This window comes from Salsuginibacillus kocurii DSM 18087 (assembly GCF_000377705.1).
GTDB lineage: Bacteria > Bacillota > Bacilli > Bacillales > Marinococcaceae > Salsuginibacillus > Salsuginibacillus kocurii.
Genome location: NZ_KB898631.1, coordinates 23,703 through 38,160 on the forward strand (window position 1 = coordinate 23,703; position 14,458 = coordinate 38,160).

Annotated in this window: 11 protein-coding genes and 1 pseudogene; 4 read left to right on the forward strand and 8 right to left on the reverse strand. The window is 44.4% G+C overall.

Annotated elements, in window-relative coordinates; genetic code table 11:
• Window positions 1-211: 211 nt before the first annotated feature.
• From D469_RS0115450 to D469_RS0115460, 3 genes are all read left to right on the forward strand, one after another.
• Complete coding sequence (locus D469_RS0115450; protein WP_018924298.1) at window positions 212-784, forward strand: molybdenum cofactor guanylyltransferase; 573 nt, start codon at window positions 212-214, stop codon at window positions 782-784.
• 21 nt (window positions 785-805) lie between these two features.
• Window positions 806-1,282 carry a cyclic pyranopterin monophosphate synthase MoaC gene (gene moaC / locus D469_RS0115455; RefSeq protein ID WP_018924299.1) on the forward strand — a complete coding sequence of 159 codons (477 nt, stop codon included), beginning with the start codon at window positions 806-808 and terminating at the stop codon, window positions 1,280-1,282.
• A gap of 145 nt (window positions 1,283-1,427) precedes the next feature.
• Window positions 1,428-2,261, forward strand: a complete 834-nt coding sequence (locus D469_RS0115460; RefSeq protein WP_018924300.1) for a GAF domain-containing protein — start codon at window positions 1,428-1,430, stop codon at window positions 2,259-2,261.
• Between the two features lie 220 nt (window positions 2,262-2,481).
• Here the strand turns inward: D469_RS0115460 and msrA are convergent.
• The 3 genes and pseudogenes from msrA to thpD form a co-directional block, all read right to left on the reverse strand.
• A pseudogene (gene msrA, locus D469_RS20550) lies at window positions 2,482-3,060 on the reverse strand (peptide-methionine (S)-S-oxide reductase MsrA); the annotation flags it as partial.
• Between the two features lie 148 nt (window positions 3,061-3,208).
• Window positions 3,209-3,913 carry a Na-translocating system protein MpsC family protein gene (locus tag D469_RS0115470; RefSeq protein WP_018924302.1) on the reverse strand — a complete coding sequence of 235 codons (705 nt, stop codon included), beginning with the start codon at window positions 3,911-3,913 and terminating at the stop codon, window positions 3,209-3,211.
• Between the two features lie 866 nt (window positions 3,914-4,779).
• On the reverse strand, window positions 4,780-5,700 hold the full coding sequence (thpD, locus tag D469_RS0115475; RefSeq protein ID WP_018924303.1) for an ectoine hydroxylase: 921 nt from the start codon (window positions 5,698-5,700) through the stop codon (window positions 4,780-4,782).
• Window positions 5,701-6,441: 741 nt separating this feature from the next.
• Here thpD and D469_RS0115480 point away from each other — a divergent pair.
• Window positions 6,442-7,671 (forward strand): YeeE/YedE family protein, encoded by a 1,230-nt coding sequence (locus D469_RS0115480; RefSeq protein ID WP_018924304.1) that lies wholly within the window; start codon window positions 6,442-6,444, stop codon window positions 7,669-7,671.
• 3 nt (window positions 7,672-7,674) lie between these two features.
• Here D469_RS0115480 and D469_RS0115485 read toward each other — a convergent pair whose 3' ends face one another.
• The 5 genes from D469_RS0115485 to dcuS form a co-directional block, all read right to left on the reverse strand.
• Window positions 7,675-8,268 (reverse strand): protein-L-isoaspartate(D-aspartate) O-methyltransferase, encoded by a 594-nt coding sequence (locus D469_RS0115485; protein ID WP_018924305.1) that lies wholly within the window; start codon window positions 8,266-8,268, stop codon window positions 7,675-7,677.
• A gap of 200 nt (window positions 8,269-8,468) precedes the next feature.
• Window positions 8,469-9,638: a mandelate racemase/muconate lactonizing enzyme family protein gene (locus D469_RS0115490; RefSeq protein WP_018924306.1), complete on the reverse strand. Its 1,170-nt coding sequence runs from the start codon at window positions 9,636-9,638 to the stop codon at window positions 8,469-8,471.
• Window positions 9,639-9,851: 213 nt separating this feature from the next.
• Window positions 9,852-11,513, reverse strand: coding sequence for an SLC13 family permease (locus tag D469_RS0115495; RefSeq protein ID WP_018924307.1), 1,662 nt, complete (start codon window positions 11,511-11,513; stop codon window positions 9,852-9,854).
• A gap of 584 nt (window positions 11,514-12,097) precedes the next feature.
• The gene (locus tag D469_RS0115500) at window positions 12,098-12,808 is read right to left on the reverse strand and encodes a response regulator (RefSeq protein WP_018924308.1); all 711 of its coding nucleotides are present in this window, start codon (window positions 12,806-12,808) and stop codon (window positions 12,098-12,100) included.
• A complete protein-coding gene (gene dcuS, locus D469_RS0115505) occupies window positions 12,805-14,409 on the reverse strand; it encodes a DcuS/MalK family sensor histidine kinase (RefSeq protein WP_018924309.1) in 1,605 nt (534 codons plus the stop codon). The genes D469_RS0115500 and dcuS overlap by 4 nt, the downstream gene beginning before the upstream one ends.
• Between the last annotated feature and the right edge of the window lie 49 nt (window positions 14,410-14,458).

Here is a 14,458-nt window from a genome sequence, read left to right on the forward strand (position 1 = left end):
CATATTTTAACACACTATATGAAATACCAAAAAAGGTAGACTTATAGAGTACTGCTAATTTAAAACCTAAGCAAAGCTAATGTAGCAGCCGTTACGTCTCCATTTCCTCAACCACACCGTTTTTCCAGGCGCAGTAGAACATAACAGTTATATTTCCTCTTTAACCGTTCTCGTTCTTTTGCTAACTTACAATTAACAAAGGGGGCAGCAAATGAAAGCCATTGGAATTGTCCTAGCCGGAGGCAAATCCTCGCGTTATGGCAAAGATAAAATGTTTGAAACCTATCAAGCAGAACCTTTATACCAAAAAAGCATACGAGCTCTTACAGAAAATGATATCCAGTCCGTGTATCTCTCAACGAACGATAAACTAGCACCTTTCTTTGAGTTCCCGGATGAATTTATTCTTACTGAAGACGATGAGTACCTGGGGCCGCTCCCTGCACTTTATCAAGCCCTGCTTCAAATCAATGGGGAGTGGGAATGGCTGTTTCTCTTAGCATCAGATCTTCCCTATATTTCTCCTGCATTTGTCGCGAAGCTAAAAGCAGCAGCAGCACACAGCTCTTCTCAAGTAATTGTGCCGGTGGCCGACGACCAAATTCAACCACTGCACAGCTGTTACCATAAAAGTTGTTTTCCCATCATCGAAGAACTCGTGCATAATAAAATAGGTGGCATGCGCCCGCTCTTTAATGAAGCTGCTACAGACTATCTTCCTTTTGATGAAACATGGAAGGACTTTCACAATATTAACCGTCCCGCCGATTGGGATAAGAATTGATAAACTTACGGAGGGTTTAGTATGAGCGAATTTACACATTACAACGAAGAAGGACGCCCAAAAATGGTCGACATCTCAGCAAAAACACCAACCTCTCGAACTGCGATAGCTAGAAGTACGATTACCTTGTCTGAAGAGCTCTATCAAGCTATTCAAAACAACAGCCTTAAAAAAGGAGATCCTCTGCAGGCTGCTCAGATTGCAGGTGTGATGGGCGCTAAAAAAACGCCTGATTTAATCCCGATGTGCCATCCGATTCCCCTGACTGGCGTCGATTTCTCCTTTGAATATCAAACAGAAGAAGACGGCTACCTTCTGCAAATAGAAGCATCAGCCACTTGCGACGGGAGTACAGGAGTGGAAATGGAAGCTTTAACTGCCGTCACCGCTGCAGCTCTTACCTTTTATGACATGTGCAAAGCAGTAGATAAAGGAATGGAAATTAAGAATACTCATCTCGTTAAAAAAACCGGGGGAAAAAGTGACTTCACAAGGTGACGAGCCCCTGTTCCCTACTCAGCTGGAAAAAAGGGAAATATTCCCTTAACCCTTTTAAAAAACGAGTCCTCCAAATGACTTTTTGCCGAAACTTATTCATGATATGGTGAATAAGTAGATAAGGAGCGAAAAGGATGTAGGTAAAATGTCACCCAAGCGTTATGAATCGTTGGAACAAGCTTCCACGAGAGTGTTACAAATGATTAGTCGGTCAATAGAAGTAAATACCGTCTATATTGCAAAAAAAGAAATGAACCACATGTCCATTTTTGATGTGTTCAACGACCATGAAAAATACCTCTCTCCCGGTTATTCGGTAGAATTTGATGATACTTATTGTCAATTTATATTAGGAGACAATGAAGAACCGCTAACCATTGAGGATTTACAACAGGACCGGCGTACGAAGGATATGATGGTGACCTCTAAAATCGGCTCACACGGCTTTCTCGGCGTGAAAATTAAAGACACAAATGGAGAAGATTTCGGTACATTATGTGTTATGGACCGAGAAGAAAGGACATTTAGCGAGGATGACGTGTCGTTACTTGAAAGCATTGCTGATCTATTGGGTTATATTGTAAGCCTCGATCAAGCAAACGAACGTGTAGAAGCCCTTTCTGTTCCTATTGTTCCTATTACGGAGGGAGTGTATGTTCTTCCTCTAATTGGAATTGTAGATGAACAGCGCGGGGAGCATTTAATTGAACAGGTTCTCCATAGTACTTATAACAAAGAAATCGAGTATTTTATAATTGATCTGTCTGGGGTAGCTAAATTCGACGACACTTTTGCGTTATACTTAGCGAACTTAGTCAATGCCTTGCAAATCATGGGAGCTTCGCCAATCATTACTGGTCTTCGTCCTGAGATGGCCATGAAACAAATGCACAATGAACTTTCATCTCAAGATGTACAATTCAAGACAAACTTGGAACAAGCTTTAAAAAGCATTGGATTTCGCCAGGTAACCGAATAATATTCACACACAAAAAACTTGGCTTCACGCCAAGTTAAAACCTCAAGCTATGCGTTTAGTTAATCAAGTCCTTCCTCTATAGCGCAGCTGTCCAACTTGGACAGCTCGCCTAGCCCCCGTATCGTGGTTACATAGGCGAAATCCCTCCCGGCCCCACCACGCCAAACTTTTCATTCTAGTCCTGGTCTCTTATTAAAAGGATCAACGCCAAGCACGGACCTTACCATTTAAGTGAATCCAAAACTTCATATGCCCTCTCTACTTCGTGATTCTGCCAACCCCAGCTTCTCATTTCTTCTTTCAATTCCCTGATCCCGCCTCTGCCTCTGACAAATCCATTAAGCCTTGCTGTAATCGTGGCATTTAGTAGTAAATCATGGGCTGGATACAGCTTTTGCAGTGAATTTATCACCTGATTATACCGTTTCAGAAAATACTTTTGATGATAATCTTCAGCCAGATAGAACAAAGAATTCGATTGGAATTCCGTTTTTATCGGTTTTCTTAACTTCTGCTCCCATGCCTCTTTTGAGCGAGAAGCTGTCGTCTTCTGCTCTTCTGAATGCAAGATAAGCAGCGACATGTACTGCCGATCTCGAAATAAGCTCTTTTGGGTAGGGTCGTGGCTTTCCCAAAAGAGCTCTAACAGTTCGTCATACGAGACCTGGGTCGGGTCAAAATCAACCTGCAAGGTTTCTGTATGGTCTCCAATTGCACGGTAGGTTGGATTCGTAGTCGAACCGCCGCTGTAACCCACCCTCGTACTTAAGACTCCTTGAAGCTGCCCAAACTGGGCATCCGGCCCCCAGAATCAACCGAGACCAAAGGTAGCTGTTTCCAGCTTCGTGTAACGTGGCCGCGCAGGCATCTGACTACATTCGATGTGTGTCATGACAGCACCCCCTTCGTATTGGTACATTCTTTATTAAAATCTACGAGTTAACTGCTTATTTTGTCGGTTCAGTAACAAACACAAGCAAACTCCGGTCCCTTCTGAAATCCCAATGCACAAAAATATCTAAAATCTCGACCCCTAGAATTCGGTCAAACCGACCTTCAAATAATAACCTTCGCTCTAAACGCCGTTTAGCAATCTGCAAGGTTTGTTTATGCCCAAAGGAGAGCAATTCTTTTTCAATTTCAATCAAGACGCCTTCTCTCCCGGCAATAATCATCCGTGGATTGACTTGTTCAATAAAACCGTGTTCCGGCTGTTTTTCAGCTTGTTCACTGACATTGGCGATTTCCCGTTTCATCGCTTCTGTGAAAAATTCAGTACGCGTATTTTGTACAGTGGCCTCCCAATTAATGCCGATAATCATACCCGACTTCTGCTCAATATTCCAATCATAAAAGAACTCAAAGTTCTCGATATCCATCATACTTTCTAAGTATTGCTCGATTTTAGGAAGAACGCGCTCCATCATGATTTCACGCAAAGATTCAACCCATTCTACGCCTTCTTGTTCAATCAACACTTGTTCAATCGGCGAAAGAAAATTCCGCATATGCATAATGATACAGCTCTCATTCAGCGAAACGAAAACCGATTCAGGACCCCTACCAAAATGGTCACGCAATTCCTTCCCAGTGAAACTTGCAATCTGTTTCTGCTTTTCTTTAACATCTAGTTCCTGAACATTGTCACTCATGTTCAATCCCCTCCAGCCAATTGAGACTAAAGTTCCTAGTCTATCTTTAAGTATACATGAAAACCAGAGGTTCCATCCAATACTTCTCAAACACTTCTACATCGTTAACGATGTACCTATGGTATTACCCGTACATTTTACATCAAAACACCAACATTTATGACAGAAAAGCGCAAAGCGGCGTCCAGGGGCGTCATGCAAAAGGCGAGCGCTGCCAAAGCCGCTTTTTGGCTTTGAAAGGGCGCGACTTTTGACCACGAGCCCCTGCCGCTTGAAGCTGGACAAAGAAAAGCGGAGGCGCTTTGCTCAGATGCGACAAGTTTTTCTAGAACTGCGCAGCACAGCCTGCTGGGCGGAGTCAGGACTAGAAAAAACCTCGAGCATCTAAGCGCCGCAGCTAGACAAAGAAATGCGCAAAGCGGCGTCCAGATGCACTTATTTTTCGAAAGTGAACCTTTACTAATCATTTGTCGCAATTTACTCATCATTCTCGGCCAAATACTAATCATTCCTAAGAAAATACCGATCATTCTCCGCTAAATACTAATCATTCTTCAGGTCAGAAAGGACGAATCATTTTTTTAACCCTGCAGAGGCGGGCCGCGAAGTTAGTCGAAGACAAACGTCCAAGTTTGACCAGCAACTGGCCAAATTCCCTGTCGAATCGTCCAAATACTGCTTTCGATTACACCACTCCCCCCTCCATAAAGATCTCCAATTGACGCAACCAGCGAAAGTACACGAAAAAGAGGAAAAAGCCGCAGCTTTTTCCTCCCTCACTTCTTTATTACACCTATTACTTGTATCTAGCACTTGTCTTGCTTTCTAGCAATCAAGCTTAACACCTCTGCATGATAGGTGAACCTTTACTTAAATGCATTCTTAATTGGGTTGATTGGCTGAATGTTCTCACGGTTCGCCAAGAACTCAGGGCGAGGCTTTTGGCCGCCAAATGGTTCTACAAGCTGGTTTTCAATAGAGTTATATACGAAGAATACGTTGCTCCGAGGATAAGGAGAAATGTTACCAGCTGAACCGTGCATCGTATTGCAGTCAAAGAAGAGGACAGAACCTGCTGGACCAGTCGCACGGTCAATTTGGCCATCTGCTTTATCGACGAGCCATTCTAAACTTTCGTGGTCCGGCACACCTACTTCTTGCTGCTTGAGGGAGTTCTTGAAGTTATCTTCTCCAGTAAGGCCAGGGCAAGAGACATACCATTTGTTAGAACCAGGAACCAACATAAGCGGTCCATTAAATTCATGATTATCTGTCAATACAATCGAGCAGCTTACCGCGCGCATGTTTGGCATGCCGTCTTCTACGTGCCAAGTTTCAAAGTCAGAATGCCAGTAGAATTCTTTCCCTTTAAAACCAGGCTTGAAGTTGACGCGGGACTGCATAATATATACTTGGCTGCCTAGCAGCTGTTCTGCAATATTTACGAGACGCTTATCTTCTGACAAACCTTTGAAAAAGTTATCCTCTTTGTGGATCTCAAACACAGAACGGATTTCATTGCTGCCGGGTTCTTTGATAACATCTGCGGCATCCCGGCCTTCATTCCGTTTCATTATGTTTTTGAGTTCCTCTTGCATGTGTTTTACTTCTTCTGATGAAAACAAATCTTGAAATAAAAGATAGCCATTTTGGTCGTAAGAATCTAGTGTGTCTTGTGAAAGTGGACCATCTTCTGCTTTTCCATGAGCGGTTGGATCCACGCGCTCCATAATTTCTGCTGTTTCTTTCCCCACTCTGGATGGATACAAATCTTGTGCAATATTCATGATAACATCTCCTCTTTCTAAAATTTTTTAACTTACGAGTTCGACTCATGTTTAAACGAGCCTGGTAAAAATCTTGTAAACGCCTTGTCTCAAGTAGATAAATAAAGCGCTAATAGAGGAAATCACGCAATAAGTTACGCCTGTAACCCGTCACGTTGAATGCGTCAGGCACAATCATCACCTCCATCATTGGTGAATGAAAACTGCCGGCCTTAGGGACAGAGTGCCGTTGCGAAACCGTAAAAAAGAGCTGGGAGGGGTAAGGTACCCTTCCCAGCTCATAAGTTAGCACTATTGTCTACTTATTTCCGCCGGTTCTACTTTGTATGCACTTGGACCTACCGAATAGAAACATCAATAAAATAAAGAAACCAAGCTTTAATGCTTGCGTTCAGTAGGCACTTTACCCTGGCCTTGAAAATATTAAACCAAACTTTTAAAGAAAACTTGGTAAAGCCAAACCTACGGCATAGTCTGAGCCTTCGTTGCACTTAGACCGTTTCCTTTAACTATCTAAACTTCTTACGGTGTAAAAAAATATAAAAATAACTTTGAAAAAACAAGAGCAGCCCATACACCTATTCGCATGACTAACATACAAAAGTTGGTGAGACTTCTCCCACCACTTAGTTAACCGTAGTTGGGGGAAAATGTCAAGTGCTAGTTTCCAATTTCCAGGGGGTTATAAATCGTTCAAGAAAGGGAAGCATGAGAAAAAACCGCTGAAAATGAGGTGTTCCCATGAGTACAGACGATCAAGAACAAGCAGAAGACACTAGAAGAAACTCCCCCCAATCTCTATTAACTATTTTCTGCTTACTCGTTGCTCTCCTACTTGGCTCTCTTACTTATTATTATTCTGGTATTCAATATATTGCTTTATTTATCACTGGTATTTTAATTGGGTTCACTTTATTTCACGCCCGCTTTGGCTTTGCTTCTGTGTACCGCCAACTAATTGAAACAGGAAACACCCAAATGCTCAGAGCTCATATGCTCATGTTGGCTACAGCCGCAACCCTGTTTGCTCCTATATTCATATTTGAACTAGGCTTTTTTGATGCTCATCCATCTCCTGCTCTTTCTCCTCTTAGTACCGGGCTTTTCGTCGGCTCCTTTTTGTTCGGCTTTGGGATGGAAATGGGGAGTGGATTGGCTCCTTCCTCTTTATACAAAGCAGAAGGCGGAAGAACAGCAATGATATTAACACTATTTGGCTTCACAAGTGGCGCAACGGCAGGTGCAGCTCATTTTGGCTTTTGGAACGAGAGCTTGCCAGCAGCTTCTGAATTTTCACTGGCAACCGACACCGCTCTCGGCTACCCTGGCGCCTGGGGCGTGCAACTTGCTATATTTATTACTCTTGCGATCGGTTCTTATATTTATAAAAAAAGGACTCACCCTCCTCTTCTGCCTGCTTTGCCTTCAGCTACAGGCTGGAAACAAATCATTTTTGGAAGCTGGCCCCTCTGGGCGGGAGCTACAGTGCTCGCTCTACTAAATGCCCTCGTGTTGCTTATTCGCGGAGAACCCTGGGTGCTCACCTCGGCTTTCAGTGTCTGGGGAGCGAAAATTGTGGAGTTTTTGGGTATGGACGCGAGCGGATGGGGGTATTGGGGGGCTGTCGAAGACCTTGAAGCCCTTCATCTGCCTGTATGGATGAATTCAACGAGCGTGCTCAACTTTGGCGTCATCATAGGGACATTTATAACGTTAACACTCGGAGGATTGATTCGCTTTGCCAAAATTCCTTTGTATATTGGAGTAATGGCTTTAGGAGGAGGGCTGCTGATGGGCTACGGAGCTACGATTGCATTCGGAGCCAACGTTGGAGCTTACTTTAGCGGTATTGCTTCGTTCAGCCTGCATGCCTGGATATGGACAATCATGGCCATATTGGGGGTGTACACCGCTTATTATTTAGAGCGATTATTCGATTTTACCCGGGCAGGGTCGAAAGGAAAGGGGTGAGGCTCACCCCTCTGCCTCGTCATAATCTCCTTGCAATTTAACGAAAACGACATGGTCTAGAAATGTCGTTTTTACTTCGCCGCCTTCGTCTTTTTCTACCAAGGTAAGCTCTTGGCTGACCGGTGTGCCGACAGGGATCAGCATTTTACCGCCAAAAGCGAGCTGATCAATTAGATGAGGCGGGATTTTAGAGGCCGCAGCTGTAACTATAATGCGATCATAAGGGGCGTACTCCTTCCAGCCGCAGCTGCCATCTCCTAATTTGCATTTCACATTGTGATATCCGGCTGCTGCCAATTTTTCTTTCGCTCGTTCGTGCAATGCTTCAATGCGTTCCACGGTGTACACTTCTTTGGAAAACGAAGCAAGCACATCGGTTTGGAAACCAGAACCAGTCCCTACTTCTAGCACCTTGGCTTCTGGATATACATCAAGCAGCAGCGTCATTTTCAGTACAAGTGAAGGCTGGGAAATCGTCTGTCCATGCCCAATGGATACCGGCTGGTCCATATGGGCCATACCTTTATCTGTTTCCATATAAAAACTGCGGTCGAGCTTTTGAAAATATTGAATAATCTCATTTTCTACTGTACTCATCTCATCACCCTTGTGCTTTTTTCAAAATCATTCTTCTCTGTATATATTTCCCCGAACTCAAGCAAAGAAAATCATGCTTTTACACTTCCCTGTTTTCGGATCTTTTGTCGATCCCTCTGAAAAATCACCCTCTATATAAAAAAGCCGCTCCTTACCTAGAGCGACCGCTTTCTTAACTCGAATATGAGTAACTAACCTGCTTATTCTCCCCCGATTTGCTTTAACAGCTCATACAAATTCGATTTTGCTTCAAAGCCAATGCCCGGTACATCAGGCAACGTAACATATCCATTTTCCACCGGATGACCATCAGCAAAGCCGCCAAATGGTTCAAAAACGCCCGGATACGATTCATTTCCACCCAGGCCGAGCCCTGCTGCAATATTAAGCGACATCTGATGGCCGCCGTGTGGAATGCAGCGGCGTGGGGACCAGCCGTGTGTTTTTAACATATCAAGAATGCGCATATATTCAACGAGCCCATAACTGAGCGCGCAGTCAAACTGCAAATAATCCCGGTCCGGCCTCATACCACCGTAACGGATTAAATTGCGTGCATCCTGCATGGAAAAAAGGTTCTCGCCGGTTGCCATCGGCGGCTCATAATAACGGCCAAGCACCGCCTGCAGCTCGTAATCAAGCGGGTCGCCCACTTCTTCATACCAAAACAAATCATACGGCTCGAGCGCTTTTGCGTACTTAATCGCTGTATCCAGATCAAAGCGACCATTTACGTCGACAGCGAGCGAGCGCCCACTCGGAACCACATCCAATACCGCTTCAATCCGTTTCAGATCCTCTTCAAGCGGAACCCCGCCAATCTTCATTTTCACAACTGAATACCCCAGGTCGAGGTAATGTTTCATTTCATCCTGCAGCGCGCTCAAATCCTTGCCCGGCTTGTAATACCCGCCAGCAGCATAAACAAATACTTTCTCATCCACTTCCCCATCACGGTACCGCTCAGCAAGCAATTGATAAAGCGGCTTTTCTTCAATTTTTGCGACCGCATCCCAAATCGCCATGTCAAGGGTCCCAACAGCAACTGAACGCTCGCCGTGACCACCCGGCTTTTCACCTGTCATAAGAATATTCCAAATCTTATGGGGATCAAGATTTGTGCCATCGTCTGCGACCGTGTCTTCAGGAGAAGCCTCCAACAAGCGCGGAATGAACCGCTCGCGCAGCAGACCGGACGGCGCATAGCGGCCATTCGAATTAAAGCCATATCCAATCACAGGCTTCCCGTTTTTCGTCACATCAGTTACTACTGCCACTACACTTGCTGTCATCTTGCTAAAATCAATAAACGCATTGCTAATATCCGATTTAATTGGTACAGCTTGTTCTTTCACATCAACAATTCTCATTCGGCATTACCCCTTCTTTAATCTTTTAACGAGAAAATTCAGTCAATTGCCTTTATGGTTAAGAAAAGGAGTGGCTCCACGTACCAATTTGATGTTCACTCGTGTCGGCTGTTTCTATTGATACAATTATTTTACTAGATTTAAGTAGGAAAGAAGAGACGCTTTCTCTTTGAAAACGTCTCTCTTTCTTTTCATAAAACATCCTTCATTCGCTTATTGAAAGTCTGATGGAATATTTAGCAGGTCAAGATCCCAAATGAGCGGTAAATAGAGATAGACGAATATCGTAATAAGCAATACAGCTAAAATATTCAACCAGAATCCGTTCTTTACCATTTCAATAATTTTAAGCTTGCCGGTACCAAATATAATCGCGTTTGGCGGCGTCCCAACCGGAAGCATGAAGGCACAGTTTGCCGCCATGGCACATGGCACCATCAGGGCGTACGGGTGCACATTAAGCGCAAACGCCAAGGAAGCAACCACTGGCACGATCATCGTTCCAGTTGCTGTGTTTGAAGTAATCTCTGTTAAGAACAAGACAAGCGCGGTGGAGACAAGAATAATAAAGATAATATTCATGCCATCAAGAACCGTTAGCTGTTCTGCCATCCAGTTTGAAAGGCCTGAATCGCTAAAGCCGGCCGCGATAGCAAGACCACCACCAAACAGCAGAAGAATACCCCACGGGATTTCTTTGGAATCATTCCAACTCAGAAGCTTCGTCTCATTTCCACGCTTAGCTGGAATCATGAACAAGAGAAGCGTCGCAGTGATCGCGATCATTCCATCACTGATTCCCGGAACTTCTACGATATCTTCCCAAATGAACGTTCTCGTTACCCACATGAAAGCCGCGAAAATAAACACGCTGAATACTGCTTTTTCTTCAAAAGTCGTAGCGCCCAGCTTATTGCGCTCTTCTTCAATCATGCCACGGCCGCCAGGAAGATGTTTAATATTGATGTTGTAAATGATCCGCGTTAAATAGAACCAGGCACTAAACAATAAGATGATTACGATTGGCACCGCAAACGCCATCCAGCCGGCAAAGGAAATCTGAATATCAAACATTTGGTCCACTTGCCCGGCCAAAATACTGTTCGGCGGCGTTCCAATTAATGTCCCAAGTCCACCTACTGTACCCGAATAACCAATACCAAAAATAATAGCCTTTTCGAACTTCTTCAACTCTGACTCTTGGTCTTCACCTTTCAATGCTTCAGTCACTTGATACACAATCGCAAGACCCATCGGCACCATCATCATAACAGCAGCCGTATTTGACACCCACATCGATAAAAAACCAGTAGCAATCATGAAACCTAAAATAATGCGTTTCGTGCTTGTCCCAATTAAAGCGATAATCGCAAGTGCCATCCGCTTATGCAAATTCCACTTCTCCATCGCAGTGGCAATAAAGAAACCACCTAGGAACAAGAAGACAATGTTATCCCCATAAGCCGAAACAACCGTATCTCCGTCCAATGCTCCCGTAATCGGCAGCAAAATAATCGGCAATAGCGAAGTGGCCGGGATCGGAATCGCTTCGGTGATCCACCAAGTAGCAATCCACAGGGTAACCGCAAGCACAGCCTGCCCTTCCTGCGCTAACCCTTCCGGTGAAAAAAACATAAGTGTCGCGATAAACAAAAGTGGACCTAAGATGAGTCCGACAAGCTGAGCTCGTGTATATGAAGGGTTAGAGCCGTTTCCTGAAGGACCGCCTCCATCTGACTGGGCGGATGTGTCTTTGCGGTCCGTAGAACCAGCAACCTTCCCTGCTTTTCTAATTTGGGAAAAGCTTAGCAGTCTCTTCGTTTGTTGGTGAGAAGCCCACAAGCTCCTCCAAGTCGCTGTAATCGACGATTTCATATATTTCGACCTCCTTCTTGGATGTAAGCGTTTTCTGTATATAAACCAATGTAATCGCCAAGCGAAAGAATGTGTACCTTTTGTAAGTATTAAAATCGTTTTGTAACTAAAGAAAGTAGAAAAATGTCAAAAATTCTGAAGAGTACCTAAATAGCGTAGCGTGGATGTTTTTCCTCGTCAAGTTTTCTGTCTACATAAGGAGTTTTTTCACATTTGAAACCAGGCACAAAAGGGGGGAGGAGCTGTCTCAAAAACCTTTGTAAAACATTTAAAAATGGATTGGATGCGAAACCACGTGCTTCGAGTGTGGTGTCATGCGTTTCCCCTCCTATATTTTCGTTATCACAGCGGCGCAAACGGAATCTGGACTAGAAACGGGGCTTCCCTTTTGAGACAGCCCCTTCCTCGCTTCATCCCTCTCCCTTTCTGTGGCCGTACCACCATCCTCCTCAGAAAACTACCCTGCTCGAGGGCTGCAATCTCTCCTTTTTCCAGCCGAAACCACTGCGCTCCGCTTTTTTACAGCTGCCATTAAGCGGCTTGGCATTCCATCTGCTGCCAGTCCTAAGGCCCCTCGATAAACGTTAAAGCCATTCAGCTAAAACCTCTCGCTGTTCGGCTTTTAATTGATAGGTCTGCAGCGGCCTGCCGGTGTTTTGATAATTCACTTCTTTATGAAGAAAATCGTTCTCTTGTAAGTACTGCAAGTATTTGCGCAAGGAAACCCGCGAAATACCTGTTACATTTTCCAAGTCTGCGGTTGAAAACCAGCCACTTTCCCAATTTAGAATCTGTGCTATGACGCGTTGAAAGGTCTCCTTTGTTAACCCTTTCGGCAGCGGAGGGGTGGCTTCTCTGTTTGTTTTCTTTTTTTGCAGAAAGCGATCAAGCTCTTCTTGATGAATGGCGGAGGGGCCTTCTAGTAAGGTCTGTTTTTCTTTATATTGCAAAAAAGCTTCCTGTAAACGCTCAAAGTCAAATGGTTTCATTAAGTAGTCGACGACACCATAATGAAGCGCGAGCTGAATCGATTCCTTGTCATTGGCGGAAGAAACGACAATGACATCTACTTGTACCTGCTTCTGCCGGATCTCTTTTAAGAGCTGGAGGCCGTTCTCCTCGACCATATAAATGTCTAGCAACACTAAAGCAACCTCTTCATTTTCTACTACTTCCCATGCTTCCGATATCGTGCTTGCTGTTGCCGTTACTTCAAACCCTTCCATTTTCTCGACATACATACGATTAAATTTGGCTACCATCGGGTCATCTTCTACAATTAATACTGGTATCATGACTGTCTCCTTTCATTTGGAAAGCGCACATGAAAGGTTGTCCCTCCCCCTTTTTCAGTTGTTAGGTTAAGCGCGCCGCCGATCTGTTCAAGCGCTTGCTTTGTTAGATATAAACCGTAACCGCGATCCCAATCCTTTGTCGACTGGCCTTTTTTAAAAAGCAATTGCCTGGTCTCTTCGTCCATGCCTGCTCCGTTATCATGGATCGAAACATATAGCTCGTCTACCTCATCGTCCACCATGACATGAATGAGGGGCTGAGTTTCATCATTCACTGCTTCAGCCGCATTATCAAGCAGGTTTCCAAGAATGGTAATAACAGCATCCAAGGTTTCTGTATGATTAATTGTTGGCCATGGCTTTCCGCTTGCGAGCACCACTTCGATATGTTTCTCTTCAAGGTAAGACAATTTGTTCATCAAAAAGCCTGCCAGCACTGGATCATTAATGTGCTGTGAGACCCAGCCTACTTCGGTCTGATAATTATACGAAATTTGTTTAATGTAATCATCCAGTTCTTCATAAGCATTCGTATGAACCATCGCTGTCATGACGTGAAGTTTATTCATAAATTCATGTGTTTGCGCGCGCAGTGTCTCCGCGTATGTTTTGGCTCCGGTTAACTGTTCAGCTACTGACGTCAATTCAGTCTTTTCACGAAAGGTAGCAATCGCACCAACTACTCGGTTATCTACATAAACTGGCACGCGGTTTACCACCATCTCCAGCCCATTCACGGCTTGGAACTGATCATGTTCCACTTTTCGTGAATACAGCACCTGCTGCAAACGAAATTCCGGCAAGATATCCTCCACGTCTTCACCGATGACTGAGGAAAATAAACCCGCTTTTGCAAATAATGTTCGGGCTGCTTCATTAGCCACTACGATTTTCCCTTGCTCATCAATCGCTAAAATCCCTTCCCGCACAGAACTTAGCATGGCTTCTCGTTCCTGCAGCAACTGTGAAATTTCGTTCGGTTCAAGCCCATGCATAGTCCGTTTCACCTTGCGAGCAAGCAGCACAGCACCTAAAAACCCAACAAAGAGCCCGAGACTGCTGCCTACTAAAATCATTTGTTGACTATCGAGCATTGATTCATTAATCCGCTCCGTTAAAATACCAACCGACACAACGCCAATCTGTTCCTCATCGTTCCAGACCGGCACAAAAGCACGCATCGATTCTCCTAACGTTCCTTCAGCTACTGAGGTATACCGATTCCCGCGAAAAGCCAGAGCTTCATCATCTCCGACAAAAAGCTCCCCAATTCGTGCTTCATGCGGATGAGAAAGGCGGACATGGTTCATATCCATGACGACGATGTATTCGACATCGGTCTCATTCTGAACTTCTACTGTATACTCCTGCACTTGAGCTTCTTCTTCAGCTAATAATCCCTCAATAACGACGGGGGAATGGCTTACGGTAGAAGCAATATCCATCGTCTTTTCCCGCAGTGATTCCCTCGTATTTTCAGCGGTATTATAAGCAATTAAAAGGCTTGTAACTGAAAGCGCCACCAATAAAACGGCGCAAACCAATAACGTAATCCACGTATTTAAGCGCAGCGGTCTTTTCTTTGCAATAAATAAACTCATCACTGTCTCTCCAGAAGTCAGGCCATGATCCCACACCATGCCTGTATGT